This is a genomic window from uncultured Campylobacter sp. (genome assembly GCF_938045775.1).
GTDB lineage: Bacteria > Campylobacterota > Campylobacteria > Campylobacterales > Campylobacteraceae > Campylobacter_B.
This window is the reverse complement of record NZ_CALIBH010000187.1, coordinates 1-26,057: the sequence shown is the minus strand read 5'-3', so window position 1 is coordinate 26,057 and position 26,057 is coordinate 1. Positions and strand designations below refer to the sequence as shown.

The window sequence follows — 26,057 nt, the reverse complement described above, 5'->3', positions numbered from 1 at the left end:
CTCGTCGGGCTCATAACCCGAAGGTCGGTGGTTCAAATCCACCCTCTGCAACCAATAAACTTTATATTTATATCTTATATCATGGCTTAAAAATTTTGCTATTGCCTTCATTGTAGAATAAGAAAAATCCCCTCCAGTCTAATCAAAGGATTTTTTCTACCAATTTTCTCCCAAATCAATAGTCTAAAATTAATGAAGTCGTTTAACAAGATGCATCAAACTCTTTAAATTGTAAAATTTGCCGACTCGTTTAAAATTTGTAATTTATTATACCGCTAATCTTATCAATAACACTAATCAAGTATTAGAAAGATTTAAATTTACACGGACTTTCTTATCGTAACATTTAAATCGAAAAAGATTATATATAAAATAAAAATGAAAGGGGCCGGAATAATTAAAATTTAGGATAAGCGCCCGTGCGCAGGAGCCAAATGCAACGGTGGATTACACGTGCATATAACCATCGCTTATCACGGATACGACGGAAGTAGCTTGCATACGCCATTCAAAAAAGGTTTAAAGGATCAAAGCAAAGAATTTAACGATCTCATTGTAAAAAAGCTTCAGGAAAAAGGTATAGCAGTAGAGTATCAACAACCCAAATCAAAACTTACCGACGAGCTAAAAAGGGGACTCACATTCCTAGGCTATACGAATGAAGGAGAGATGATAGTATTAGCCAAAGATAAATCTACACATACCTTGAACTCTAAAGATATACGAGAACTACAGGCAAAATATAATCTGCAAGAAGGTGATAAATTCGACTATTGCGTAACAAAGACAAAGACGCCTAAGATGAAAGATGGCAAAAAGGTGTATTATGGCGGAAAGCTTCAATACGAAACTAAACGGGATTTTTCAAACATCATTCGCCGAGAGGAATTAGAAAGGAGTATTGCAAAAGAAAACAAAGCTAAAGAACAAAGAGATAAAGAGTGGGAAGAATTTTTAAGACAACAAAAACTTGAAAAAGAAGCTTGGGAAGCTGATTTCGAGAGAAAAGAAGCAGAAATACGCAAAGCAAAGGAAGAGGCTTGGAAAAGAGCTTGCGATGAAGCCTGGGAAAGAGAAGCTAGGAAAATCGAAGAAGAAAAGGCTAAAGAATCCACTAAGACAACGAAAGCTGAAAAAGCCGAATCGCAGGACACTTCTGATACGTATTCCATAGAATACCGCGGCAAAACAATCAAGGTAACGGATATTGATGACAAAACATATGAAGTAATAGAAAAATCAGGTATAAAAATTTTAGGCGCTGAAATTAAACTTACACCGCCTACGCCTACTCGGCCTACGCAATCGCAAGGCAATCAAACAACACGTATTATAACGCCTAAAAAAGGCTTTGGAAGAGATTAGCCCCCGAACGGAGCGCAACTGTATGCGCTCCTACCGGGATACTAATACGCCGGCACTTTTAAAACCGCCGAAATCATATACGCAGTTATCTATTCGTTTTGGCGTATCAGTAATGACTGCATAATTTGGATAGATTTGCTCTATGCAGCTTGTATCATTGCTTTGTAGATAAAGCGATAGATCCTTTGCTATGCTAAAGGCGAAGGGAGTTTTGCCTACTCCGCCTTTTTTATTTAGAATTGAGATAATCATTTTGCGCGCGTCCTTTTGGTTTTTATTGTTAATTTGCCCTATGATATTCAATAGTGCAGTCTGTTGAAGTGTTGTCAGCTTTTTCTATAATTAAGGGTTCTAAAAATGTTACATTGTATCTTGAGTTTATTCTTCCATTTTTAATTTCTATAAGATCAGGTTTGAATAACGGTCTGCTAGTTGCGGAGAAGAAAGTTTTTGCTTTTAAAGTAATTTTCTTTTTTGTTCCTGTTACAGTTAATTCTCTTTGTGCATAAGTTGCATATTCATCCCATACAAGATTTGGTATTTTTGTAACTATATATTGAGTTTTTTCTGGAGCATTGGCGCAAAATTTTTCTAATTCTGATACGGAATTAAAATTTTTTGTAGGAATATTAGTTTTATTTGATGTATTATTTGTTCCACTTGGTGCAGTAATTGAATCAATTGTTCCTGTTACGCTATTTAATGCGTCGTCTATAACGCAGCCGGAGAATGTTAAAGCTACTGTTGTAGCTAAGACTATGGTTGAAAGTTTCATTTTATATCCTTTATTTCTTAATTTAGTTTGTTTAAAAAAATGTTTGAAAATATTCGATTTTTGAGTTTTGTTTTTAATCAAATGTTTGCCAAACATATATTTCAAATTTTGTGAAAGATTTTAGAAGATCGTTAAGCTCTGCGGCTAAATTTTGCGACAAGGCTTAATGCGCGTCTCTTAAAATCAACTATCTTTTTATTATTTAAAAAAATCCTCGTGTTCTTTTCGATATTCTTGTTTTAAAATATACACCTTATCTTTTATTCTTTCTTCGCTGACATTGTAAACTGCATAATTTGAAAATATCTTCGGAACATAAAGTTTTTTCGTTCTTTCTGATGCTTGCGATAGAGCATCAACTGCGAGGACGCCAGTATGACCATTATAATACTAAGTAGCATTGTTATAATGCTTAAAGAATTTCTCTTTTTTTCTGGAATTACGCCTTTTTTGTTAGCTATTGTTGCGTATATAGAACACATAATAAATGAGACGAACGCGGATATGAGGACAAAAATACATTTATCATCAACTTGTGCCATCACCACAATCCTCGTCCATATAAAAAATGCGATAGCGCATATTGCAAAGTTAAGAGCCGCAACGGCTAAAACATAGTATTTTCTTAGTTGTTCCATGATTTTCCCTTTCTTGATTAGACTGGCTAGCAGCCACTTTTTCTAAAATTCTCGTGGATAAAAAGACTAATCCATAAGTATCTTAATAAGCATATATCGTCGACTTTTTTCGTCATTTTGACTATTCTCCCACCATTTTTAAAGATTACTATCTGCATAACTCATATGCACTCCTTTGAAAAATTTCTTGGAATATTAATCACGTATGACTTAACTTAAAACAAAGAAACAATTCCTTTGTAAAAGTTAAAAGTCGGGAATTATTCCTTTGTTGAATAGATAGTAAATTTTCTTGAAAATTCCCATTTAAAAGGTAAAAAATGAGACATAACTTATCACAAAGAGATATAGCGGGAATTTTAAAAATCGATACAAAAACGCTTTATAATTGGCGTAAGAATAAACCCGAGCTTTATCGTATCGTAATGCTTGGGTTTAAATTTGACGAGCTGTTAAAGCAGGTGCAAAAGAATTTAGACGAGCTTCAAGACCTTGCGGAAGGGAATGCCGGCTTACGCCTAAAATGATTTTGTTTATTTCAGGCGCAGCCCGCATATTTGAATGATTCGAGATGGAGTAGAGTGGGTCTTATTCCAACGCGGAGATTGATATCAAAATAGCGGCGTTATAGAATTTAAATAATCCCCATACCATTGCATAAGCGTTGCGATCTGCTCTATGGTAGCCTTTTTACGCTCGTATGATCTTTTCACTTCGTTAGGCTCAACATGCGCCAAAGCGCTTTCTATGGCTTCTTCTGTTACGCCCAAGCTGTATAGCTCCGCCTTATGCGTAGAGCAAATGGTACGGAAGGTGGCTCTAAAGCCGTGAGAAGTAGCTCTATCCTTATACTTACCCTTACCGCCTAAATTTCTTATAGCCTTGCCTATGCTGTCTCTATGCAGATGACCTGCTGCGTTGGTGGATGGAAAGACGAATTCATCACTTTTGCTAAATAGCTGCTGCTCTTTTAAAATCTTTTTGGCATATGAGCTTAGAGGTATTTGATGAGGGGTCCTAGACTTCATTTCGACCGCCCTTATAGTCCAAATTCCTTTTTCTAAGTCTATATCATCCCACTTAGCGCTTGCTGTATTGCCAGGACGATTGACGCAAAGGATTTGCAGATATATGGCTCGCTTAGTAGCCAGCTCTAACTTATCATCCATTTTTAGATCGTCAAGGAATTCCTTTATATCCATTTCTTCCGTTAAGGCGGGGTATTCGGTATTGATCTCATGGTTTTTATTATGTTTATGGGAGGTAGGAAATTCTTTGTGTAACATAGCGCAAGGATTGCGTCCGATATGTTCATCATTTATGGCTATATCGAAAACTGCACCACAATAATTTATCAAACGATGAATGGTCTCTAATCTGCTTTTTTTATTATTCGGATTAAAAATTGCATTAAAAACTTCTAAAAGCTCACTTCTTTTTATAGTTTTAACGTCTCTATCGCCGAATTTGGGTAGGATATAAGTAGAAACCATTCTAATGATTTTGGCTATAGTGCTTTCCTCATTTTCTCCTCTACGTTTCTGTTCTATAAGCTTATCAAATAGGCTTTTAAATTTATACTTATCCGACTTGCCTAAGATTACGTCTAGCTCCTTACCTTGTGCTAGTTGAGCTAAAAGAGCGTTGGCTTCCTTGCTGCTTCTGCTACGGAGTAGATACCCGGGCGGAATTCCTTTAGACTGACTATCTTATCGCCTGCTAAACGCAAGAAAAAGGTTTTTGTGCCGCTAGGATGGACGAAAAGATAAAGCTCTTTTGGCGATCCGACGGCTACTTTGTATCTTTTATCCTTTGCCTTAAGGTTTTTAATATCCTTATCGGAAAGATGCGCCTTCGATATATTTGCCATAATACCCTCCTAAAATGGGAAAGTCCCTTAATGGGGAAAGAGTCCCTGAATTAGTCCCTTATTTTTTCAGAAGTAATTATACTACAAACAAAAATAAAAGGAAATGAAAATAATAAAAATATAAGATAAGCACCTATATACGGGAATTGAAGAGAAGTAAAAAGAAGTGATTAAAACTTAAAAATAGCTTAATTGGTGGAGGTGTGCGGGATTGAACCGCAGTCCGAAAACAAACGACCAAAGCCTCTACATGTTTAGCAAAAGTGAAGTTCTCGCGCAGGCTCGCTCACTTTCCAAAACGACCCGCCGGCGCAAAGACTAGGATTTCACCCTACGGCTCGTCACGCCGCAGAGCTACGCTATCGCAGATTACCCGCCGCCGCGCTTAGATAGTATCGGCGCAGAGCAGGGCTCGACTGGACTTACGCAGCTTTAGCGTAAGCAGGAGCAAATTTAACGTTGTTTGCGTTTAAATTTAGTTTGGATTTTATACGCTGTATCCAAAGCGACATGCCGCCTTGACCCATCCGTTCCCGTCGAAGCCAAGTCACCCCCGAAAGAATGCGCGCGCATTTTACTTTAAAATTTTATAAATGTCAAATTCGGCTTATGCTAGAATTGCGTTCAAATTTTAACCAAACCAAGGAGTCAAAATGTCAAAAATCACGCTTTCTAAATTATACGAGATGAAAAAATCCGGCGAGAAGATCGTGATGATCACCGCCTATGACGCGCTTTTTGCTAAAATTTTCGACGACGAAGTCGATATGGTACTCGTAGGCGACAGTCTAAATATGAGCTTTGGCGGGCACTCCGAGACCCTGGGTGCAAGCGTAGAGCAGATGATCTATCACGCGCGCGCCGTAAGACGGGGGCTTAAGCGAGCGTATATGGTAGTGGATATGCCGTTTTGCTCGTGCGCGACGCCGGAGCTCGCACTGCAAAACTGTGCCAAAGTCTATGAGAGTACCGGCTGCGACGCCGTTAAGATCGAAGGTGGCGCGCATATGGCGGATACCGTGGCGCTGCTTAATCGAAACGGTATCGCCGTGATGAGCCACATCGGACTAAAGCCGCAGTTTTCGCGCTTTACGGGCGGCTACAAGGTAAGCGGACGCGGAGAAGAGGGTGCGCGCGAGGTCTTAAACGACGCTAGAGCGCTTGTCGAGGCGGGCGCGGTGCTGCTGCTGGTGGAGGGCACGATCTGCTCGGTTGCAAATCAAGTAGCGCTCAGCACCGACGTGCCGGTTATCGGCATCGGCGCTGGCGCGGGCGTGGACGGACAGGTGCTCGTGTGGAGCGATATGTGCGGGTTTTTCACGGAGTTTCGGCCGAAATTCGTTAAGCGCTATTTAGACGGCGCCGAGTTGGTAAAAGGCGCGGTGCGCGAATACGCGCGCGAAGTCAAGGAGGGGGGCTTCCCGAGCGAGGAGTTTGAATACAAGTAGTAACGGGATTTTAGGTCGGAATTTTAAAAATTTATATCCTAAAATCAATAAATAAAAGGAGCATAGATGAAAGTCAAAGCAGCTAACGACAAAACTTTAAAAGTATTTAAAAGCGGCAACTCCTTAGCGCTTCGTATCCCGAAATATCTAAATTTGGAGGGCGTTAAGGAGCTTGCGATAAAAGAGCTTAGCGATACCGAAATAACGCTTAGCATCCCCAAACGTAGCGGCGAGTGGGATGGATTGCTTGCGACGCTGGCAAAATTTAAAAATGCGGAGATTAAGCGCGGCAAGCAGATCCCGAGCGAGCGCGAGTTTGGATTTGATAAATGATCGTTTTAGATACGAATATTTGTATATATTTGATAAATAATGACGAAAAATACGCTCCTAAAATACTTGATCGTCTGACAAAACACCAAAGATCGGATATTTTTATCTCGCTTATTACCGTTGCCGAGCTGAGATTTGGTGCGGAAAATTCAAAGCGCAAAGAGTTAAATTTATGGCTAATAGACGAGTTTATCTCAAATTTTAACATTTTACCATTTGGCATGCGCGATGCTCAGGTATATGGTGTAGTGCGCCGCGAACTAACGGCTGTCAATCGCAAAATAGGCGACATGGATATGTTGATCGCTGCGAATGTCCTATCGCGCGGCTGCACGCTCGTTACGAATAACGAAAAAGATTTCAAAAATATAAGCGGGCTTAAAATAGAAAATTGGATGTAAATTTGAAATTTTAAAATTTACGCTGCACGGCGGGCGTTTAAATTTTGCTCTCGCCGCAAATTAATCGTCAGGCCTAAGCGGCTTATAAAATTTAAGGAGAAAATTTGGCTAAAGCTTTAAAAACCTTCATAGCCGTAGTTCTGGGCTTGCTCTTTTGCGTAAAGGTACTGCCGATTTTGGCGGTATTTTTTGCGTTTAATTCTTTCTTTGATAAAGATGATATGGAGCTGGATAAAGCCCCGTTAATGCAAAATTACGAGCAAAATCGTGATAAATTTCTAGACCTGTTAGCTTTTGCAGGTCGCAACTTCCCTAAAAATTTGCGCGTTACGATCCAGAGCACCTACGGCGATGAGTATATTTGGATCGATTTGGACGGCAATAAGACGAAATTTTATTCAAATTCCATTTTCGGGGGTAATGCGCCGGGTATCGGCGAGGGGTTAAAGCTCATCGGCTGGGACAAAAAGACGTTTGCAGAGCTAAAATCAAAGCTCGCGGCGATAAACGCTAGAACCATCGTGCTAAATAGAAGCGGCGATAGCGGGGTGCCTTGGGCGGAGATCACCTACCGATACGTGGAGCACTTCACCGATAGCTATCAGTTTTATGCCCCGGATAGCCCGAAGCTCGCCAAGCTGCACGCCAAGGGCTGCTCGAAAAAATTTCAAAACGACGGCGTAGTATTTTTATTCGAAAGCACAACGTCCGGCTCATATAGAGCGTTCTGCGATGGCGACGACGATAATAAGAGCGTTTTGATCGAAGAGCATGATTTATAGAACTAGGCTCGCGCAGGAAAAATTTAGCGTCTTAATTTGGGGTGCGATCGATAAGGCGGCGCGAGATTGCGCGGCTAAATTTAATCGCACGAGCCTGCGTTGAGCTTAGCGGCAAATTTTAAAATTCACGCTAAATTCTAAGTCGTCTTGAAAAACGAAATTTCGCGCGAAATTTTACCTAGCCACGCAAGCGCGTAAGGCAGAATTCTGCATAAAATTCTACGCAGAATTTCTTGCGAAATTTTAACTGACTATACGAGATGGAATTCTGGCTAGCTGCGTACCGCGAAGCTTGAAGCGCAGATTTTAACCCTCGCTGCCGCAAAAACAAAATCCGCATTAAAATTCTATGAGGTAAAATTTCGCTGCAAAATTCCAGGCGCCGAATTTAATATCGCAAAATTCCAGGCGCCAAATTTCACGTCGTAAAATTCTGCACGTATTTTTCAAACGGCTAAATTTTGCTTCTAAATTCTACGCGCTCAAATTTCGCGCCGCTTGCTCCGCAATCGTCGCTCGCGAACGCCTAAAGCCTTAAATTCTACATACTAAATTCCGCGCCGTAAAATTTGGCGCAGTTAGCGACCCGCGCGCTGTTTGGGAGCCGCCACACTAAAATTCAGCATTAAGGCATAGCGGGCGTAGCGGCATGAGCGTAGCCTTAAAACGTCGCGCTAAAATTTCGCAGTCTTTCGCGACGGGTGCCCTGCTTTTTAACCCCAGTCCTAAGCGCGTACCATAAAATTCCGCGCGGCAAATTTTATTCCGCCCGCAAAGATCCGTCCCTTTAAAATTGTCAAAATTTAGCCATTTTTCGCTACACTTGCTAAAATTTTAAAAACGATTAAAGAGAGATTATGGACAGAATTGTAGAGATCGAAAAGATGCAGCTCGATGAGAGCGTGGAGAGCTCGCTGCGCCCGTCGAGCTTCGAGGATTACGTGGGGCAGGAGAAGATCAAATCAAACCTCGCTATCGCGATCGCCGCGGCGAAAAAGCGCGCCGACGTGCTTGATCACGTGCTTTTCTACGGGCCGCCGGGGCTAGGCAAAACCACGCTGGCGCATATCATCGCCGCTCAGATGGGCGCCGCCATCAAGGTCACCGCCGCGCCGATGATCGAAAAGGCGGGCGATCTGGCGGCGATTCTAACAAACCTGCAAAGCGGCGACGTGCTTTTCATCGACGAGATCCACCGCCTAAGCCCCGCGATCGAGGAGGTGCTATATTCGGCGATGGAGGACTTCCGCCTCGACATCATCATCGGCTCGGGTCCCGCCGCGCAGACTATCAAGATCGACATTCCGCACTTCACGCTCATCGGCGCCACGACGCGAGCGGGCATGATCTCGGCGCCGCTGCGGGATCGCTTCGGCATGCAGTTTCGCTTGCAGTTTTACACGCACGCCGAGCTTGCGCGGATAGTGCAGATCGCTTCTGTTAAACTCGGAAAGGAGAGTGCAGCCGACGCCAGCGCCGAGATCGCGCGCCGCTCTCGCGGTACTCCGCGTATTGCGTTACGGCTGCTGCGCCGCATACGCGATTTTGCCGAGGTGCGCGACGAGGGCGCTATCTCGCACGATCGCGCGCGCGAAGGGCTCGAGGCGCTGGGCGTGGACGAGCAGGGCTTTGACGAGATGGATATAAAATATTTGGAAATTTTATTTGACGCCAAGCGCCGTGCCTTGGGGCTTAGCACGATCGCGGCGGCGCTTAGCGAGGATGAGGGCACGATCGAGGACGTCATCGAGCCCTATCTGCTCGCCAACGGCTACATCGAAAAGACTGCCAAGGGTCGCATCGCAACCGATAAGGCGCGCGAGGCGCTCGGTCGCGTGCTAAAGACTGCGGAGAGAAATCTGTTTGAGGAGTAGGGCGAATGAAATTTTATACTTCACGGCGCTAAGTCAAGCTACGCAGGTGGAAACCCTGCCGTGGCGATTTCGTATATTTGATCTTTGAATTTTGCTTGGTTTTAAAGTTTCTTTAGATTTAAAATTTAAAGCGGGAGATTTTGTAAATTTAGAGCAAATTTATTATCGCTCAATAAAACATCCAAAAGAATATGAAGGGAAATTTTATGAAATTCATAACAAAATATATAAAAAGGCTCTTATATTATTTTTACGATGTATTTTACAGACGCGTTTTTATCAGGGGAGTTTCGCATCCGCCGGCACAGGTGGCTAGCATAGGCTGTTATGGTTTGCTTTTTGTCCTGTGCGGAACGCTTTTTACTATTTATAGAACGGATACGGCGCCCAAACAATTGAATGAGCTTGAGATAGATACCGGAATTTTAAGAAACGTTTATTATAATTTTCGCGGAAGCGGCGGACGAATACATATAGAACTAGAAAACGGCAAGAAAAAAGTTTATGAAATAAGCAAAAGTGATAGCGATATTTATGAAAAGCTAAAAGGGCAAAAAATCAAAATTTACGGCGAGCCAAGCCCGGATATATTAGGTAATAATGAAATTTTACAGCTTGAAGATAAAGATGGAAAAATATATAAGAAATATAATTTCGATCATAGATTATTAAGACCATATTTGATGACCGCACAGTTTAAATTCTTTTTAAAAGGGGTAGTTTTTCTACTTTTATTGATATTTTTTATAAATTTTTCAGATAGAAATTTGATTAAAAACAATCCAGAAGAAGGAGTAAAAGATGAGTAACGGATTGGGCATTATTAGAGATGGGCTTTCACATGGTCTCGCTAATGCGGCTGCAGCGCAAGCTGGAGCGAAGTTCTGCTTTCATATGCCTATAGGGGCGGGCTATTATTCTCACTCTCCATTGAAAGTCAAAATTTAGTCTATCCGCGCATCCGTTGTGCTCATTATTTTATAAATTCGTATTCTTTTATCCTACGTGGATTGTTGTTTGCGATTATTAAGGTACATTGATTTTCTAAAAAATAGCCTGTCACCCGCTTAGCTTTTACTTCACTCTCGTTTATTGTATCGATTTTTACTTCGCTTCTAGCAGACGCATTCGCTATACATTTTTCTTTTCCGCATAAAGTTGTCATTGGGCTTATTGTAAAAGTTGCAGCGCGAGTATATCCACACATCGGGCGAGCGCGGCTTTAGATTTTGCGGCGCGGCACAAGAGTCTGGCGTCAACATATCAGCACTGCCCACCAAAGCGCTAATTTCATCAAATTTAGCCGCACGCAGCCTGCGCATTCGTATCGCGCGCGCCGATTACCACGCGAGATAGGCCTAGCTCCGCCAAAAGCTCGGCGTAAGACGGCGTCTTGCCGTGGTGTGCGCAAGGTTCAAATACGGCATAGGAGCACACATATAGTTTTGACGTATGTTCGAGCTATGCGCTATTTTAATAAATTAGGTACGATCCGTGTACATGTCGTATAGCGCGCCGTATGCGCAGGAATGCCGCTCGTAAATTCTATGAAATTTCAAAATTTAATCGAAATCTGATAAAAAAATTTATAAAATACGTCATCAAATTTCAAAAGGATAAAATTTGCCGACGCCAAAAGACAACGCCGCAAGCCGCAATAAAAACTTGGCTGAAAAGATAGCTCAAAACAACGCCGAGAATAACGCCAAAGGCGAGGCGCAAAATTTCACCGAAAATCAGACCGTAAATAACGCTGAAGGTAAAATCGAAGCCGCTGCCGAAGCCAAAGCGACCATCAAAAACAAAGCCGAAACCGCTGCTGAAAATAGAGCCGAAATCGGTGCCAAAAATCAAAGCGGAAGTGGAGCCAATGTCGGTGTTGAAAGCGGGGTTAAAGCCGTTAAAGCAAATACCGCTGCCGATAAAGCGGCTTCGGCTGTGCTAGATGCCGCGGAAGGTAGGACTAAAACCTCCGCCGAAAATCAAAGCAAAAACCGTACCGAAACCGACAAAGTCTCATCTGCTAATGCTTCCGCGCTAGGCGCTGCTGCCGCTTCGGGAGCTGCTGTGGGTGTGAAAGCAGGTCTTGCCAAGGCTAACGGGCGCGCGAAAACGAACAAGATATTTTTTATCGGCGCAACCTTGCTGATGTTTTGCTGCGTGATCTATCTATTTTCGCCGTTTTTGATGGTGATCGCAATCGGCGTACTGATGGCGGTGGCGACCTCGGGTCTGCACGCTAAAGTAACGAAGCTGTGCCGCGGCAGGCGAACGCTAGCCTCGGTGCTTAGCCTGTTTTTACTCTGCGCGCTTTTTTTCGTGCCTTTTATCTACGCCGTGATCGAGATCGCCAAAAATGCCGCGAGCTTCGATATGGCGCGCCTAAACGACGCGCTTAGCTACGTTCAGAGCCTAGACATCAAGCTGCCTGGGCCTTTTGAAAAATTTAATACGCAGTTTCGCTCATTTTTGGCAAACCTAGACGTCGCGGGTCTGGCGAAGCAGATCATCTCATACCTCTCGGTCGTCGGGAAATCCAGCGCAAAATTTATCGTCGATATGGTGCTTATCATTGTGTTTTGCTTTTTTGCATACCTCTACGGCGAGAGCTTCAAGCGCTTTTTTAAAAAAATTCTACCCGTCGAGCCCGCGCAGATCGATTATATCTTTTCCGAGACGGCAAATACGATGAGCGTCGTGTTTTACTCGACCATCTTCAACGCCGTATTGCAGGGCTTTTTGTTTTCGATCATCGCGGGGATCTTCGGCTTTGACGCGCTGCTGATGGGGGTGCTTTTCGCCTTCTGCTCGCTCATCCCTGCAGTCGGCGGCGCGCTCATCTACGTGCCCACAGCGCTATATGTGCTAGCCCAGGGCAGCACCTCGGGCGCGATCGTGATAATGGCGTATTGCGTGATATTGATCTCAACGCTCGCAGACAGCTTCGTAAAGCCGCTCGTGATCAAATTTATCAACTCGCGCCTGGTCGAAAACCCCGCAAACATCAACGAGATGCTGATCTTCTTCTCGATGCTTTCGGGCATCAGCACGTTTGGGTTCTGGGGCGTGATCTTGGGGCCCGCGATTTTAACGCTATTTATCGCGGTGCTAAATTTATACGACTATCTAAAAAAGATAGAATTCGAGTAGGGCTTACGTCGCTCGGCGCTTTTAAATTTAGAAAATGTCGCCCGTAAAGCGCAATGCCCAGCGCGCCCTTGCAGCTCTTGCGCCCTTGCGGCTTTTTGCCCGCTCGCGCTTTTGCGCGGGCTTAAAGGCTTCAAATTTAAAGGCAAATTTTAATTTCAGCTGCTGCTCGCGCTCTTTGACGAATTTTAGAGCAAAGATCGCGAGTATCGGCGAGGTTATTTTGAGTCGCGTCATGCGGCGGCGCAGTATTTTTAAGCTACACCGCGCGGCGTGGCGAAATTTTATGGATTAGAGTTTAAATTTAAAGTAGTCGATAATAAAAGAAAGAATTTTAACTTCAGCTCTAGCAAGCAATGCCCAGCAACTCAATACCCACTTTCGTCGCCTTCTCCTTGTGAGTTAAAATTTATCTTGCTCTTTTGATTATTTAAATTTTGGTATTGATTGAAAAGTATGTCCGTCTCATGTTTATCATAGTATAAATTTTTATTATAAAATATCGTTTCATAATCGAGATTGTTCCCCTTGTCGTATATTGAAATGAAAGAAAATATATATTCTCTATCGCAATCCATATTTTCATCAATTATCTTTTTATAGTTATAGCAAAACGGGTATATGCTCTTTTTTTGTTGATAAACTACATCCCTAAATATAGAGTTTAAAAGCCACCTATAACATCTGTTTTCTGGAGTAATTATGTCAAATTTTTTAGTTTTTGTTTCGTGCATAATTGGTAATTGTATGTCATTTTTACTTATAAATACAAAATCAGTAAATAGGTCGAATGAGTGGTTGGCGCCATCTCCAAACCTCATATATATAAAATTCTCTATAAAATTTCCACCTTCGTCAATCAAATGCTTTTGCTCCCAAGGATAAAATAGCCGTAGTTTTAAAACCTCGTCGTTTTCTATAATCTCTTCGGCATTTTTTATGGGTTTGCCGTCTTTGCAAATTTTAGAGCCCAGATCCATTAGATAATCAAAATTTAGCCTTTTATCCAGCTTCCAAAATTCGCATCTATCGTCTGGATATTTATCGCCGTTGCACCATGAAAATCTTACTCTCTCATAGCCGTTTTTGTCTAAGTGAATATCCGCCATCTTGCCGAAATCTATTTGCGGATAATTATCTAAATAGTGAAGCTTTTTTAGGTAATCTTTTAAATTTAGCTCTACAAACTCTCTTTGCGTCAGGTTTTTATCGCTAAAATCAAGCGCTTCTAAGATAGCTGAAATTCTATACGTGGGCAGCAAGGCGATAAATATGCAAACCCAAATTAGAAAAACTATGATACAAAGGTATTTCAGGCGCAAGCTTACTCCTTCGGGCAGATTGCGCTATATTATCCAATGCAAGCTTAACGAGCCCATAATCCGCAGCGCTTGCAGCAAACGACTTGCTGTAAAAAATTCCAAGCTTGTTTGCGCGGTTAAAATTATATAGTTAAATTTGAAATTTTAAAATTTACATTTGGCGGTAAAATTTTAAAATTTGCGGCGGCGATTTAGACCCGCACCTTGCCGCCGTATTTGATCTGGCTCGGGTCTTTTTCGTCCAGCTCGCGCATTATCTGCTCGCCGTTGTCGGAGTTTGCTGCGGCGATATCTGCGTCCAGATCGGAGTATGAGTAGATCATCATCGCTTCGCTTACGTCCTCTATGGCTTCTATCGCGCGAAATGCAGTGATCTCGTCCTCGAAGCTCTCCGCGCTAATCGTGGCGACCGCCTTGCCGTCCTCGCATGCTACGAACTCGCAGCCGCCGATGCTTTGCAGCTCCTTGCGAAACTCCGCTACGTCGGTATCTGCGCCTAGATAGATTACGACGCTTGAAATATTCATTTTAACTCCCAAAAGTAGATATATCTATTGTACCCAGAGCCCACGAGATACTCTCCTGCGAAAAGCAGATAGTTGATGATATCGTTACCTAGCTCGATGCTGCGAACGATCTCGCCTGCTTTATCAATTACGCGCACGCCGTTACCAACGGTAAAAGCGCCCAGCTCGGGGCTTAGCGCCACGGCAAAAACTGCAAAATGGGCGTTATAAAATTTAGCGAAATCGCCGTTTTCGTAGTAGCACGATCTTTCTTTGTCGTTTGAGCCGCTCATCATGCGATCGCCAAGTAGTGCCACGGAGTAGATTCCGTCCTTGTGCAGGGACTTTTGGCTCATAAGTTTTTTCGCTTTCGCGTCGAAATAAAATACGATGCCGCCTTCGCACGAGATTAGTAGCGTTCCGCCGGCGCGGTCGTAAGCGCTACCACCCAAAGACGCGATGGTGAGTTTTTGCTCAAAGCTTACCTTGCCGCTAGACAGGTCGAAGTATAAAATTTCGCTACCAAGACCTAGCAAAATCACGGTGTTTTCGTCGTAGAAATAGACGTTTTTGATCCCCGTCATCGGTAGCTTGTAGTGCGTAATCTTGCCGCCTACAAACACGCCCAGCATCTTTTCAAATGCGTCGCCGTTATATAAAAATGCGTATCGCTCGCCTAATTTATCGACGTCGAATATGGTAGCGCCCATCGGCTCATCTAGGTAATTTTTGGACGAGGGCAGGGCGAAAATTAGCGTTTTGGATATTGCGCTCGAGGCGGAATTTAATGCCGTAGAATTTTCAGCAGAATTTTGCTTCGTAGAATTTGCTGCGGTTGAATTTGCTAAAGAATTTACGGCAGCGGAATTTGCGGTGGAATTTCCCGTGGAATTTACGCTTGCTTTAGCATTGAAATTCTGCGCAGCATCGGAATTTATGCTTGCGTTTGCCGCGGAATTTCGATCTGCGAAATTTTGTCCAGTGACAGAATTTGGCGCGGAATTCTCCGCGGAGTTAATGGTGATTTTATAGAGCTTTCCGTTGTCAAGCCCTGCGTAAATTTCGCCGTCTAGATTTTTTAGCACCGCGACATTTGCGTCAAGCTCTAGTATGAAGCTAGCGTGTTTGATCTTTGCAGGCGCATCTATGCCCACAGCGCCACTAGGTATTGCAACGCCGTTGCCGGCATAGATGAAGCAGGCGCAAAGTAGCAGCGGTGGTAAAAATTTCATCGCGGCTCCTTACTCAACCTCGGCGCCTTGATTTAGCGTATCTATGAGATTAGAAGTGGAATTTGCGTCGCTAAACCTGCTAAAATCAGCCTTAAAATTATTTTTAACTAGCGGATTGGTTTGGGCTTGCGGTACGTGGCATTGAGTGCAGTTGAATCTCTGCTCGGCTAGCGTGCCGTTTAGATCCGCGCCTGTGCGAAAGTCCACCAAGTGGCTTTTTGGAATCGGCGTAGAGCCTACATCCTTAGCGACATCGGGCATATGGCAGGTTACGCACATATTGTTATCCTTTGTGATCGGCACGAGCCCCTCTAGGCTGTGCGGTATGAGCGGCGGAGCGTTTTCAAAGCTGCGCTCGATCTTTGAAGCGGCGCCCGGAGCGTCCTCGCTATATTTGAAATCGGGCAGAGAGTTTTTATTTTGCGCCGATTCGTCTACGCTTTTTATAAAGCCCAAGCTGTCGGCGTCTATAGATGCCGTCTTATCCGCGGCAAATAGCGCCGCACAGCATACAAGAGCCAAGCCTAAAACCATTTTTTTCATTTTTTCACTCCTAATATACTAAAATTTAACGCATCGTCGTCGCATACGTCGATGCAGCGTCCGCAGCTGATACACTCGCTGCTAACGCGCCCGTTTTCGCGCCCGACCATCTTAAGTACCTGCACTTCGGGGCAAACCATTTTGCATTTGCCGCACATCGTGCATTTATCAACCTCGTGGCGAACGCGAATGACGCTAAAATAGCTAAGCGCAGCCCAAAATCCGCCGAGCGGGCATAGCCGCGAGCAGATAGTGCGATCGCCCGCGAAAATTTCAAAAACTACGATCAGTAGCGCGATTGCAAATGCACTGGCACTCAGCGCTATGACGGCGCGCGCGAAAAGCGAGATAAAGCTTACGCTCTCAAATGCCGCAAAGCCGAAAGCTCCGCTGCAAACTAAAGCTAGCACCGCTAGGACGTAGCGAGCCTTGCGGTTTACGTTAACGAGTCTAGTCGTTATGCCAAGTCTTTTACGAAGCCACGCGGCAAGATCGGTCAGTAAATTTATCGGGCAAACCCATGAGCAATATACTCGCGGCGCTATAAGCGCATAAAATGCGCCTACGATAACCGCTCCGATAACCGCCGTAGCGCCTAAAGAAAAGCTAGCTAGCAGCATCTGCGCCGTCGCAAACGGATCGCTTAGATTAATCGTGCCGAAAAGTTTCGACGAGCTTAGATTGCCCTTTAGAATTCCTGATAAAATTCCGTTTTCGCTCGCGGCTTTGAAGGCGAAATTATTTCCTAAAATAAAAAGGACTAGAATAGAAATTTGGCTCAAACGCCTTAAAATAGTATATTTCATTGTCTAGCCCCTTCCATTAGATCGTCCTCGTTTAAGTAGTCCTTGCTCTTTTGCGGATCGAGCTTGATTTTGGTGTCTGCGTCCTTGAGTTTCGCGTCGTCGCCCTTGATCCAGCCTTTGACGTAGTTATCGCTGGAAATTCCTATGACGCGCTCGCGCTCCACGACGCTGATAACCGCCTTTTTTGTGACGCAGGCATGCTCGCACTTACCGCAACCCGTGCAGTAGTCGCTATCTACGACGGGCACGAGTAGGGCGTGCTTTTCGGTGCGGTTGTTGTGGCGGTAATCGATCCTAAGCGCCTTATCCATTACGGGGCAGCTTCGCACGCACGCGTCGCATTGGATACCGGCGTAAGCGATGCAATGCTCGGTATCTATGACCGCAACGCCCATTTTGGATAGACGCACGTTAAGCTTGGAGTCTTCGCTTACCAGGCTTTTATCTAGTGCGTCGCTAGGACAGGCCGCGAGGCAAGGTATATCGTCGCACATATAGCACGGAATTTCGCGCGGGATAAAAAACGGCGTGCCGTTTGCAATAGCATGATCGCAAAAGCTCGCAAGCTTAAGCGTATCAAAGGGGCACGCCTCGACACAAAGTCCGCACCTTAGGCATTTGCTAAGAAATTCTTTCTCGCTTATAGTTCCGGGCGGGCGGAGTCTAGCGTGCTCGCCGGAGTTTGCGACTCCGAGCCCCAAAACGCCTACGCCCGCAGCTAAAGAAAGAATACCCAAGACCTCACGCCTATCCATAATTTACGCCTTGTAAATTTTAACCGCGCATTTTTTGTAGTCGGTCTCTTTTGAAAGCGGACAGGTATGATCGAGCGTGACGCGGTTGATATAAACCTTCTCGTCAAAAAACGGCACGAAAATAAGCCCCTTCGGCGGAATGTTACGTCCGTGGAAGTCCACGCGCGCTTTTACCTTGCCGCGGCGCGACTCAATCCAGACGATTTCGTTTTGTTGCACGCCGATTTTGGAGCCGTCGGCTTCGTTCATATAGCATCTTGCTTCCGGTACGGCGCGATAAAGCTCCGGTACGCGCATAGTCATAGTGCCCGTATGCCAGTGCTCTAGCACGCGACCCGTACATAGCCAGAAAGGATACTCCTCGCTTGGCACTTCTACAGGATCCATATATGGACGGAAGAAAATTTTAGCTTTATTGGCAAGGCTTGTTTTCTCTTCACCTGAAGTAGCGGATTTCAGATCTCCGCTAGGAAGCGCCGCCTTTGCATTACCGTAGAAGGCAAAGTCGCTATCCGGAGCCGCTTTTTTGGCATAAGGATCGTATTGGGCGTTAAAGCGCCAAAGCGTCTCTTTGCCGTCTACAACCGGCCATCTAAGACCGCGCACTCGGTGATAGGTGTCGAAATCGGCTAGGTCGTGTCCGTGACCGGTGCCGAATTTTCGGTACTCCTCCCAAAGATATTTTTGGATGAAAAAGCCATATCCTTTAAATTCTTTGCCGTCGCTGCCGATTACGCCGCGTGAGTCGCCGTTTACTTCGGAGTTATCGAAGCTTGCCATAATCGGATCTTTTGCCGCGAAAGCCTGAGCGTCTTTGTTTGCAAAGAGCACTTCAAATAGTGTAGTCTCTGGCGTATAGCCGAATTCCGAAATTTTATCTAATACGTTTGGAAGCGTAAGTTTATCATTTACCTTTGTCTCGCCCCAGAAATCCTTGAGTTTGAAGCGCTTGGAAAACTCTAGCATCTGCCACGTATCGCTCATCGCGTCGCCCACAGGAAGGACCTGCTGTCTCCACCACTGCGTTCTGCGCTCGGCATTGCCGTATGCGCCCCATTTTTCGTAGATCATCGCGGTTGGCAGGATCAGATCGGCTACCTTCGCGCTTAGTCCCGGATATGGCTCGCTTACTACGATGAAGTTATCCATCTCGCGCGCTGCGGCTATCCAGTGGTTTGCGTTGGCGATCTGCTGCCACGGGTTGTTGACCTGTACCCATATCCATTTTATTTTGCCGTCTTCGAGATTACGCAGAGCCTGCACGTAGTGCGCACCCGGTTTTGGATTTATCGTGCCTTCCGGAAGCTTCCAAATTTTTTCGGAAACCTTTCTGTGAGCCGGATTTGCCACGACCATATCAGCAGGTAGGCGGTGAGAAAACGTGCCCACCTCTCTAGCTGTGCCGCAAGCGCTAGGCTGACCGGTAAGCGAAAACGCTCCGCAGCCAGGTTTGGCTTGCTTGCCAAGAAGGAAATGTACCATGTAACTTTGCTCATTGACCCAGGTTCCTCTTGAGTGCTGATTAAAGCCCATCGTCCAAAAGCTTACTACTTTGCGGTCCTTTTCGATGTAATAATCTGCCAGCTGCTTTAGCTTGGTCTTAAACGCCTCTAAATCCTCACCTTCGTCACCCTTAGCTAAAGGCGCTACGAAATCTATCGTGTAAGGCTCCAGCGCTTTTTTAAATTCTTCGAAGCTTATGAGCCAGTGAGCATCCGATTTGTCAGAGTGTTTGTTTTCGAGTACGTCGCCCTCTTTCATACCCAGATATGCTAACGTAACGCCCTCGGATTTGCTTAAAATTTTGGATTTTTGCTTAGCTGCTGTGTCAAGCTCGGTCTTGCGGTATTTTTTATGATTTATATCTTCTCGCAAGCCGTAGCCGATATCTACTGGACCGGTAGCGAATACGCAGTGCTCTTTAATAAATTTCTCATCTATCATATCCGGGTGGTTGTAGACGATCTCTCTTGCTATGTAGTTCCATATCGCTAAATCGGTATTCGGACGGAATATAATTTCGATATCGGCGATGTTTGAAGTGCGGCTAGAGTAGGTCGAGAGATTTATAACTTTTACGCGGTCCGGGTTGCGAAGCTTGTGGTCGGAGACGCGAGACCAAAGGATAGGGTGCATCTCAGCCATATTCGCGCCCCAAGCGATGATGGTATCGGTTAGCTCGATATCGTCGAAAACACCCGCAGGCTCGTCGATACCGAAGGTTTGCATAAAACCTACGACGGCGCTGGCCATGCACTGGCGAGCATTAGGATCGAGATTATTGGAGCGAAAGCCCGCCTTTACTAGCTTTGCTGCGGCGTAACCTTCCGGGATCGTGTATTGACCGCTACCAAGTACGGCAAAGCCCTCGGGACCACCTTCGTTATAGGCTCGCCTAAAATGCTTCTCCATTTCGTCGAACGCTCGTTGCCAGCTGATCTCGATAAATTTTCCCTTTTTATCAAATTCGCCCTTGGAATTTACGCGCAAAAGAGGCTTGGTAATGCGATCAGCGCCGTACATGATCTTGGCGTTGAAATAGCCTTTGATGCAGTTTAGACCGCGATTTACGGGCGCTAACGGATCGCCTTTGACCGCTACGATCTTGCCGTCTTTGGTAGCTACCATGATGCCACAGCCGGTGCCGCAGAAGCGACAGGCCGCCTTGTCCCAGCGCCAGCCTTTTTCGGCTTCTTCCGCAGCACTAAGACTGCTAGGCAAGCTGATGCCCGCAACGCTACAGGCAGCCGCTGCTGCAGAGCTTTTTATAAAGTCTCGTCTATCCATGAGATTAACCTTTCGTTCAGAATTAATTTCTACTAAGATTTTGAATAATAGCATAAAAAAACAGCTTAGTCTAGATTAAAATCAAGGTTTTTTCTACATAGATTTCAGATATAAGATAATAATTTTATAAATTTTAAATTTAGTGGCTTAAATTTTATCAGGATAGCGAGTTTTTGATAAATTTTAATATAGATTTTCATTTAATTAAATTAATATATTATACCGATAAATTAGCATTAAAATTTCATAAAAATTTAATTGTGCTTTGAAATAAAACGGAGCGTAATATAATTTCAAAATTCTATTAAAATTATAAAAGTTAGCTTAAAAAGCGTCTTTTGCGATAAGCGATAAATTTTACGCGCAAATACCGTCGTCGTCGAAGCGAAAGCGTAAAATTTAACTATTCAATTTAATATGCGATATTTGCATATTGCTTAAATTTTGCTTAAAAAAATTCACTAATTTAAAAATTCTTTTATAATCTAGAAAGTATAATAGCCGTGCAAACCAAAATTCTTGAAAGGAATATTATGCAATCCAGAGAAAAGATTGTCAAAACGACTTGTCCTTACTGCGGCACCGGCTGTGGTATCGATCTTATCGTAAAAGACGGCAGGATCGTAAACGCGCGCCCTACACAGGCCCACCACGTAAATGACGGCGAGCTATGCTTAAAAGGGATGTTCGGCTGGGAGTTTGTAAACTCTCCAAAACGCCTTGCCAAACCTATGATCCGTAAGAAAAACGGAGTATTTGATAGAAGCGGCAAGCTTGAGGAGGTAAGCTTTGAAGAGGCTTACGATTTTGTAGCGTCTAAATTTAAAGAGACCGTCGCTAAATATGGCCCAAGCTCAATAATGGGCTTTAGCTCGGCACGCTCAAATAACGAAGACAACTACGTTTTTCAGAAATTTTTCCGTGCTCAGGGCAGCAATAACGTCGATCACTGCGCCCGTCTTTGACACGCTCCTACAGTGGCAGGTCTTGCCAACACGCTAGGAAACGGAACGATGACGAACGATTTGGTCGAATTCGCTACCGATACGGACGTATTTTTGCTCATAGGCACCAACACGAGCGAGTGTCACCCGATCATCGCTATGCAGATGCAGCGAGGCTTGCAGCGCGGCGCTAAGATGATCGTAGTAGATCCGAAACGCACCGATATGGCGAAAAAAGCAGACATCTATCTGCAGATCCCGCCGGGCGCGAACATTAAGACGCTAAATACCATTATGAATGTTATCATTGCTGAAAATTTGCAAGATGACGAGTTTATCAAAAACTACGCTCACGGCTACGAGTATCTAAAAGAAGCGGTTAAGGACTTTACGCCTGAGCGCTTCGAGCGCGAGACCGGCGTGAAAAAAGAGCTCGTAATTGAAGCTGCTAGAATGTATGCTAAAGCAGGCGCAGCGGCGATCTGCTACACGATGGGTATCACACAGTTTAGCGACGGCACCTCAAACGTCTTTTCGCTTTCAAATTTAGCTATTTTGACGGGGAATTTAGGCAAACGAGGCGCGGGCGTAAATCCTTTGCGCGGTCAAAACAACGTCCAGGGTGCATGCGATATGGGCGCGCTGCCTAACGTCATTCCGGCAGGTGCGGTAAATTCCGCTTATGCTCAGGAGCAAGCGCGCAGAGTATGGCACTTCGAGCTAAATCCGACTCCAGGCTTTAAGCTTACGATTGCTCCCGATAAGATGGATAGCGGCGAGCTGAAGCTACTCTACGTTTACGGTGAAAATCCCGTAATGAGCGATCCTTGGACGGAACACTTTGTGCATGCAACGCACCATCTGGATTGCTTTATCGTGCAGGATCTTTTCTTTACCGAGAGTGCACAGAAGGCCGACGTCGTACTACCTGCTGCCGGCTGGGGCGAGAAGGATGGCACCTTTTTAAACACTTCCCGTCGCGTCCAGCGCACGCGCAAGGCAAGCGAGCCGGCTCCTGGCGTAGAGCCTGATTGGAAGGTTGTTTGCAATATCGCACAAAGAATGGGACTTGAAGGGTTTGATTTTTTAAGTGCGGAAGAAATTTGGAACGAAGTGCGTGCATTAATGCCTAAATTTTTCGGCGGTATTAGCTACTATAGGCTAGATAAGCTAGGCGGCATAAGCTGGCCATGTCCTGATGAAGATCATCCGGGCACACCGGTTCTTTACGCAGATCATAAATCGATGCTGCCTGATGGTAAATTTAGAATGGTGCCGGTGCTTTACGTGGATGATAAAGAGGGGCGCGCTAAAGCTGAGGCGGATTTCAGAGCCAAGATGAAAATTCCTGATGATTATCCAGTGGGAAGCGGCGCGCTTAGCGAGATTCCGGATGAAATTTATCCGTGCTTATTTACGACCGGGCGTAAGGTTTATCACTACCATACTGGCACGATGACGAGAGAGTGCCGCGCGCTAGAGTACGGCGCGGGCGCAGAAGGCGCGCTCATCGAGGTAAGCCCTGACATCGCACGCGAACGCGAGCTTACCGAAGGTTGCTACGCGCTCGTTAAAAATAAGCGCGGTCAGATCGCCGCGAAGCTTCGTATAAATCCGGATCTAAAAGAGGGCACGATATTTACGACCTTCCATTACAGCGAGGCCGACGGCAACGAGCTCGTGCATGCGGGCGATCTAGATCCGCTATCTGGCATCCCGCCGCTAAAGATGACGATTGCAAATATCAGAAAGCTTAGCGAGAGTGAGTTTATCGAGTTCAGAAGACAAAACGAGATGTCGATGCACTCTGAAAAACCTTATCTATCGCCGGTTCATAAGTAGTTTGGGCGGCAAGTTCCACCCGCTTTATATAGATGAAATTTCATCGCGGCTGCGGCAAAATTTGATGAAATTTTATCTTTGTGGGCGCTTCATGGCCGCTTGCGCGCATGGTGCGAGCGGCTCGTGGGTTTTCCGCGATTTTTTAAATACAAAACTGCGAGCGCTTTAAATTTACGCACGCCGCTTCAGTACTGCGGCTTTACTTCGGCGAATTAAGGCTATTTAAGCAAAATTTCACTACGATACGGGCGAAATTAAAATAAGGAAGGTCTATGGAGCCGATTTATAGGGCGGAGATAGTTAAATTTAAAGGGGATGAAAGAAGGAACGTAAGCGATATCTTGGTTCGCGAGATCAAGCTTGAAATTTTACTAAACGGCAAGCGTTTCGGCGCGCTGATGGCGACTCCGAGTGATTTAAAGGCGCTTGCGGTAGGCTATTTGCTGAGCGAAAATTTGATCTCGGATCCAAGCGGCATAAGAAGCATTGAGCTCGCGCCGGACGGGCTTAGCGTGAATGTCTGCGGCGAGATAAACGAAAAGCGGCTAAATAGCTTCGATGCCGAAAAGGTTATCATCAGCGGCTGCGGGCGCAGCTCTACCGCAAATATCGATCCAGAGGCGATGGCGGCGCGCAAAGTCCGCTCGGACGCTAAATTTCATAAGAATGAAATTTTAAATTTGATGAGCGAGTTTTACACGCAGTGCGAGCTTTACGAGATGACGGGTTGCGTGCACACCGCAAAGCTCTTTACCGCGGGCGGCGAGTATTTTATCGGCGAGGATATCGCCCAGCACAATACCATCGATAAATCCGTCGGCAAGGCGGTCTTGGCGGGGCGCGATACGCAGGGCTCGCTTCTTTTGGTAAGCGGCAGGCTAAGCTCCGAAATGGTCGCCAAAGCCGTGATGAGCGGCATTAGCGCGCTTGTTTCGCGCACGGCTCCTACGAGCCTCGGCGTCGTGATCGCGCGTAAATTTGATCTTACCCTTTGCGGCTTCGCGCGCGGCGAAAATTTAAACGTCTATAGCGGCGAAGAGAGAATTTTGAGTTAAGAAGGCGGCATGGAGATAGATATCAAGATAGACGATAAAAAAGCAAGCGAGATCAAAAGGCTGATTTTAAATTTACTAAATCCAAGCGGCAAGCTCGATTGCGGCGCGGCGTTTAAGATCGCCGCCAAATTAGGCGTAGACGCGAGCGTCGTAGGAGATCTCGCGGCACGCGAAGGGATACGGATAGATCGCTGCGAACTCGGACAGTTCGGCAAGCTGCAATGTAGCGGAGGCAGCATAAAGGCTCTGCAGAAGCTAAATCCGTTTTTGGATGAGAAAAGGCGGATTTTTTGCCGCGACGCCCGCGCCGTAGCTAGCGGCGGAGTGGGGTTCGATACGGTGCGCTCTACGCTTAAGGAGCACGCCATAGACGTGAAATATTGTCAGTTGGGCTGCTTTAAGGAGAAGAAAGGCAAAAGAATGAGGGTAAAAACGAAAACTTGGATCGAAAATGCGCAGGGCGAGCTCATTTTTGGCAAGGGCAAAACCGAAGTGCTGGACGTGATCGCTCAAACGGGCTCCATCTCTAAGGCCGCCGAGGTTTTGGGGATGAACTATAAAAAGTGCTGGAGCCATCTGCAAATTTTACAAAAAAATCTGCAAGAGGAGCTCTTTAGTACCAAGCAAGGCGGCGGCAATGCCGCGGGTACGACGCTAAATGCACGCGCCTATGAGCTGATTGCTGCATATAAGCAGCTGCAAAGCGATATAGAAAACTACGCAAACGAGCGCTTTAAGGAGCTGTTTTTGAAAAAAGAGGGCGAAAAAGACGCAAGTAAAGCGGCAGATAAAAACCATTAAATTTAAAGGAGAAAACGATGTTTGTAAAGCTAAACGAACGAACCTATCTAAACAAAGACAGGATCACGCGCATCAAGGTAGATAGCGTCCAAGACGGTATCAGAATTCGCTTTTATGAGGGGCAGTTTCAAGTCGCCAAAAGCGGCAGATTTGAAAGCGAAGAAAAAGCGATGGAGTGGCTGCAGAAAAATTTTATCGGCAAATAGCCGCAAAGCGCACTTCATAGCCGCGCGAGCAGCTTGAGAACAAATCCCGCAAAATACGCTTTTGGTGATACGGTAGCGGCTTGCCGCTCATTAACACTACGATAATTCGGTGGTTTGTGCTTTCAAGAAGAGCTTGCGCAAAGATGTTGCGGTAAATTTACGGCGAGCGAGCTTCGGATATAATGCCTAGCGTAGGTGTAAATAGAAGATGTAGCTACGCAAATAAGGTCTATGACGACATTCGTTCGCCAAATTTACTCGAAAGATTTCATCATTCAAACCTGGCTTAACCGCATTTTTCAGCTAACTTTGCCTATTTCGTCTATAGTATTTATATTTTATTAAGTACTGATTGGATATAGTCGCGGGCAAAATTCTAAGGGGAAATTTTGAAAAGCTTTAAACTTCGGTTTATTTATACCGTCTGCGTAGTGGTCGTATGCGCGCTGTATCTGCTCGGCGAAAGATCGGGTCTTACGGAGCGCAAACAAACCCATTTTACCGTTACTTCAGATACAAATGTCTCCAAAGTGCCCGGTCTTAGCAAATACGTAACTCAAGAAGAGGTTGAAAGTTTTGCATTTCGCTACTGGGATATAGATTACAATTCAAACCCGAAAAACGT

At 45.0% G+C, this 26,057-nt stretch carries 25 protein-coding genes, 1 other RNA gene and 2 pseudogenes; 14 read left to right on the top strand and 14 right to left on the bottom strand.

The window, feature by feature from the left end:
* Positions 1 to 453: 453 nt before the first annotated feature.
* Positions 454 to 1,365, top strand: coding sequence for a hypothetical protein (locus Q0238_RS07355; protein WP_297944521.1), 912 nt, complete (start codon positions 454 to 456; stop codon positions 1,363 to 1,365).
* 42 nt (positions 1,366 to 1,407) lie between these two features.
* Here the strand turns inward: Q0238_RS07355 and Q0238_RS07350 are convergent.
* From Q0238_RS07350 to Q0238_RS07340, 3 genes and pseudogenes are all read right to left on the bottom strand, one after another.
* A pseudogene (locus Q0238_RS07350) lies at positions 1,408 to 1,617 on the bottom strand (hypothetical protein); the annotation flags it as partial.
* Positions 1,618 to 1,645: 28 nt separating this feature from the next.
* A complete protein-coding gene (locus tag Q0238_RS07345) occupies positions 1,646 to 2,140 on the bottom strand; it encodes a hypothetical protein (RefSeq protein WP_297944518.1) in 495 nt (164 codons plus the stop codon).
* Positions 2,141 to 2,400: 260 nt separating this feature from the next.
* Positions 2,401 to 2,778, bottom strand: coding sequence for a hypothetical protein (locus tag Q0238_RS07340; protein ID WP_297944515.1), 378 nt, complete (start codon positions 2,776 to 2,778; stop codon positions 2,401 to 2,403).
* A gap of 320 nt (positions 2,779 to 3,098) precedes the next feature.
* Between Q0238_RS07340 and Q0238_RS07335 the strand changes: the two genes are divergently transcribed.
* Positions 3,099 to 3,305: a transcriptional regulator gene (locus Q0238_RS07335; RefSeq protein WP_297944514.1), complete on the top strand. Its 207-nt coding sequence runs from the start codon at positions 3,099 to 3,101 to the stop codon at positions 3,303 to 3,305.
* A gap of 84 nt (positions 3,306 to 3,389) precedes the next feature.
* Here Q0238_RS07335 and Q0238_RS07330 read toward each other — a convergent pair whose 3' ends face one another.
* The 3 genes from Q0238_RS07330 to ssrA form a co-directional block, all read right to left on the bottom strand.
* Complete coding sequence (locus Q0238_RS07330) at positions 3,390 to 4,271, bottom strand: site-specific integrase (RefSeq protein WP_297944511.1); 882 nt, start codon at positions 4,269 to 4,271, stop codon at positions 3,390 to 3,392.
* Positions 4,272 to 4,411: 140 nt separating this feature from the next.
* Complete coding sequence (locus tag Q0238_RS07325; RefSeq protein WP_297944508.1) at positions 4,412 to 4,648, bottom strand: integrase arm-type DNA-binding domain-containing protein; 237 nt, start codon at positions 4,646 to 4,648, stop codon at positions 4,412 to 4,414.
* Between the two features lie 193 nt (positions 4,649 to 4,841).
* Positions 4,842 to 5,203: a transfer-messenger RNA gene (gene ssrA / locus Q0238_RS07320) on the bottom strand.
* A 98-nt stretch (positions 5,204 to 5,301) separates the two neighbouring features.
* On the opposite strand from ssrA, the gene panB reads away from it, so the two are divergent.
* The 7 genes from panB (at position 5,302) to Q0238_RS07285 (ending at position 12,636) form a co-directional block, all read left to right on the top strand.
* Complete coding sequence (panB, locus tag Q0238_RS07315) at positions 5,302 to 6,096, top strand: 3-methyl-2-oxobutanoate hydroxymethyltransferase (RefSeq protein WP_297944505.1); 795 nt, start codon at positions 5,302 to 5,304, stop codon at positions 6,094 to 6,096.
* Positions 6,097 to 6,162: 66 nt separating this feature from the next.
* A complete protein-coding gene (locus tag Q0238_RS07310) occupies positions 6,163 to 6,429 on the top strand; it encodes a hypothetical protein (RefSeq protein ID WP_297944502.1) in 267 nt (88 codons plus the stop codon).
* Positions 6,426 to 6,830 carry a type II toxin-antitoxin system VapC family toxin gene (locus tag Q0238_RS07305; RefSeq protein ID WP_297944500.1) on the top strand — a complete coding sequence of 135 codons (405 nt, stop codon included), beginning with the start codon at positions 6,426 to 6,428 and terminating at the stop codon, positions 6,828 to 6,830. Before Q0238_RS07310 ends, Q0238_RS07305 begins: the two co-directional genes overlap by 4 nt.
* A gap of 104 nt (positions 6,831 to 6,934) precedes the next feature.
* Entirely contained in the window at positions 6,935 to 7,612 is a 678-nt protein-coding gene (locus Q0238_RS07300) for a hypothetical protein (RefSeq protein ID WP_297944497.1), read from the top strand.
* 857 nt (positions 7,613 to 8,469) lie between these two features.
* Complete coding sequence (gene ruvB / locus Q0238_RS07295) at positions 8,470 to 9,486, top strand: Holliday junction branch migration DNA helicase RuvB (protein ID WP_295099426.1); 1,017 nt, start codon at positions 8,470 to 8,472, stop codon at positions 9,484 to 9,486.
* Between the two features lie 206 nt (positions 9,487 to 9,692).
* Positions 9,693 to 10,295 carry a hypothetical protein gene (locus tag Q0238_RS07290; RefSeq protein ID WP_297944495.1) on the top strand — a complete coding sequence of 201 codons (603 nt, stop codon included), beginning with the start codon at positions 9,693 to 9,695 and terminating at the stop codon, positions 10,293 to 10,295.
* An 814-nt stretch (positions 10,296 to 11,109) separates the two neighbouring features.
* The gene (locus tag Q0238_RS07285; protein WP_297944492.1) at positions 11,110 to 12,636 is read left to right on the top strand and encodes an AI-2E family transporter; all 1,527 of its coding nucleotides are present in this window, start codon (positions 11,110 to 11,112) and stop codon (positions 12,634 to 12,636) included.
* A 27-nt stretch (positions 12,637 to 12,663) separates the two neighbouring features.
* Here the strand turns inward: Q0238_RS07285 and Q0238_RS07280 are convergent, their stop codons facing one another.
* From Q0238_RS07280 to napA, 8 genes are all read right to left on the bottom strand, one after another.
* On the bottom strand, positions 12,664 to 12,870 hold the full coding sequence (locus tag Q0238_RS07280; RefSeq protein WP_297944490.1) for a hypothetical protein: 207 nt from the start codon (positions 12,868 to 12,870) through the stop codon (positions 12,664 to 12,666).
* Positions 12,871 to 13,001: 131 nt separating this feature from the next.
* The gene (locus tag Q0238_RS07275) at positions 13,002 to 13,955 is read right to left on the bottom strand and encodes a hypothetical protein (RefSeq protein WP_297944488.1); all 954 of its coding nucleotides are present in this window, start codon (positions 13,953 to 13,955) and stop codon (positions 13,002 to 13,004) included.
* 191 nt (positions 13,956 to 14,146) lie between these two features.
* On the bottom strand, positions 14,147 to 14,482 hold the full coding sequence (locus Q0238_RS07270) for a chaperone NapD (RefSeq protein WP_297944485.1): 336 nt from the start codon (positions 14,480 to 14,482) through the stop codon (positions 14,147 to 14,149).
* Complete coding sequence (locus tag Q0238_RS07265; protein ID WP_297944482.1) at positions 14,479 to 15,693, bottom strand: hypothetical protein; 1,215 nt, start codon at positions 15,691 to 15,693, stop codon at positions 14,479 to 14,481. Before Q0238_RS07265 ends, Q0238_RS07270 begins: the two co-directional genes overlap by 4 nt.
* Positions 15,694 to 15,702: 9 nt before the next feature.
* Positions 15,703 to 16,236, bottom strand: a complete 534-nt coding sequence (locus Q0238_RS07260) for a nitrate reductase cytochrome c-type subunit (protein ID WP_297944479.1) — start codon at positions 16,234 to 16,236, stop codon at positions 15,703 to 15,705.
* Positions 16,233 to 17,042: a quinol dehydrogenase ferredoxin subunit NapH gene (gene napH, locus Q0238_RS07255; RefSeq protein WP_297944476.1), complete on the bottom strand. Its 810-nt coding sequence runs from the start codon at positions 17,040 to 17,042 to the stop codon at positions 16,233 to 16,235. The genes Q0238_RS07260 and napH overlap by 4 nt, the downstream gene beginning before the upstream one ends.
* Positions 17,039 to 17,797, bottom strand: a complete 759-nt coding sequence (gene napG / locus Q0238_RS07250; protein WP_297944474.1) for a ferredoxin-type protein NapG — start codon at positions 17,795 to 17,797, stop codon at positions 17,039 to 17,041. The genes napH and napG overlap by 4 nt, the downstream gene beginning before the upstream one ends.
* A 3-nt stretch (positions 17,798 to 17,800) precedes the next feature.
* Positions 17,801 to 20,584, bottom strand: coding sequence for a nitrate reductase catalytic subunit NapA (gene napA, locus Q0238_RS07245; protein ID WP_297944473.1), 2,784 nt, complete (start codon positions 20,582 to 20,584; stop codon positions 17,801 to 17,803).
* 533 nt (positions 20,585 to 21,117) lie between these two features.
* On the opposite strand from napA, the gene Q0238_RS07240 reads away from it, so the two are divergent.
* From Q0238_RS07240 to Q0238_RS07220, 5 genes and pseudogenes are all read left to right on the top strand, one after another.
* A complete protein-coding gene (locus Q0238_RS07240) occupies positions 21,118 to 23,370 on the top strand; it encodes a molybdopterin-dependent oxidoreductase (RefSeq protein WP_297944468.1) in 2,253 nt (750 codons plus the stop codon).
* A gap of 272 nt (positions 23,371 to 23,642) precedes the next feature.
* The gene (gene fdhD / locus Q0238_RS07235) at positions 23,643 to 24,425 is read left to right on the top strand and encodes a formate dehydrogenase accessory sulfurtransferase FdhD (protein WP_297896767.1); all 783 of its coding nucleotides are present in this window, start codon (positions 23,643 to 23,645) and stop codon (positions 24,423 to 24,425) included.
* A gap of 9 nt (positions 24,426 to 24,434) precedes the next feature.
* Positions 24,435 to 25,226 (top strand): LysR family transcriptional regulator, encoded by a 792-nt coding sequence (locus Q0238_RS07230; protein ID WP_297896768.1) that lies wholly within the window; start codon positions 24,435 to 24,437, stop codon positions 25,224 to 25,226.
* A 17-nt stretch (positions 25,227 to 25,243) separates the two neighbouring features.
* A complete protein-coding gene (locus tag Q0238_RS07225; protein ID WP_177388229.1) occupies positions 25,244 to 25,432 on the top strand; it encodes a sodium-dependent tyrosine transporter in 189 nt (62 codons plus the stop codon).
* A gap of 389 nt (positions 25,433 to 25,821) precedes the next feature.
* Positions 25,822 to 26,057 (top strand): annotated as a pseudogene (locus tag Q0238_RS07220) (hypothetical protein); the annotation flags it as partial.

Coding starts and splice junctions, on each gene's coding strand:
- Q0238_RS07345 (WP_297944518.1), bottom strand. CDS start 2,140: ATGAAACTTTCAACCATAGTCTTAGCTACAACAGTAGCTTTAACATTC.
- Q0238_RS07340 (WP_297944515.1), bottom strand. CDS start 2,778: ATGGAACAACTAAGAAAATACTATGTTTTAGCCGTTGCGGCTCTTAAC.
- Q0238_RS07335 (WP_297944514.1), top strand. CDS start 3,099: ATGAGACATAACTTATCACAAAGAGATATAGCGGGAATTTTAAAAATC.
- Q0238_RS07330 (WP_297944511.1), bottom strand. CDS start 4,271: ATGGTTTCTACTTATATCCTACCCAAATTCGGCGATAGAGACGTTAAA.
- Q0238_RS07325 (WP_297944508.1), bottom strand. CDS start 4,648: ATGGCAAATATATCGAAGGCGCATCTTTCCGATAAGGATATTAAAAAC.
- panB (WP_297944505.1), top strand. CDS start 5,302: ATGTCAAAAATCACGCTTTCTAAATTATACGAGATGAAAAAATCCGGC.
- Q0238_RS07310 (WP_297944502.1), top strand. CDS start 6,163: ATGAAAGTCAAAGCAGCTAACGACAAAACTTTAAAAGTATTTAAAAGC.
- Q0238_RS07305 (WP_297944500.1), top strand. CDS start 6,426: ATGATCGTTTTAGATACGAATATTTGTATATATTTGATAAATAATGAC.
- ruvB (WP_295099426.1), top strand. CDS start 8,470: ATGGACAGAATTGTAGAGATCGAAAAGATGCAGCTCGATGAGAGCGTG.
- Q0238_RS07290 (WP_297944495.1), top strand. CDS start 9,693: ATGAAATTCATAACAAAATATATAAAAAGGCTCTTATATTATTTTTAC.
- Q0238_RS07280 (WP_297944490.1), bottom strand. CDS start 12,870: ATGACGCGACTCAAAATAACCTCGCCGATACTCGCGATCTTTGCTCTA.
- Q0238_RS07270 (WP_297944485.1), bottom strand. CDS start 14,482: ATGAATATTTCAAGCGTCGTAATCTATCTAGGCGCAGATACCGACGTA.
- Q0238_RS07265 (WP_297944482.1), bottom strand. CDS start 15,693: ATGAAATTTTTACCACCGCTGCTACTTTGCGCCTGCTTCATCTATGCC.
- Q0238_RS07260 (WP_297944479.1), bottom strand. CDS start 16,236: ATGAAAAAAATGGTTTTAGGCTTGGCTCTTGTATGCTGTGCGGCGCTA.
- napH (WP_297944476.1), bottom strand. CDS start 17,042: ATGAAATATACTATTTTAAGGCGTTTGAGCCAAATTTCTATTCTAGTC.
- napG (WP_297944474.1), bottom strand. CDS start 17,797: ATGGATAGGCGTGAGGTCTTGGGTATTCTTTCTTTAGCTGCGGGCGTA.
- napA (WP_297944473.1), bottom strand. CDS start 20,584: ATGGATAGACGAGACTTTATAAAAAGCTCTGCAGCAGCGGCTGCCTGT.
- fdhD (WP_297896767.1), top strand. CDS start 23,643: ATGGAGCCGATTTATAGGGCGGAGATAGTTAAATTTAAAGGGGATGAA.
- Q0238_RS07230 (WP_297896768.1), top strand. CDS start 24,435: ATGGAGATAGATATCAAGATAGACGATAAAAAAGCAAGCGAGATCAAA.
- Q0238_RS07225 (WP_177388229.1), top strand. CDS start 25,244: ATGTTTGTAAAGCTAAACGAACGAACCTATCTAAACAAAGACAGGATC.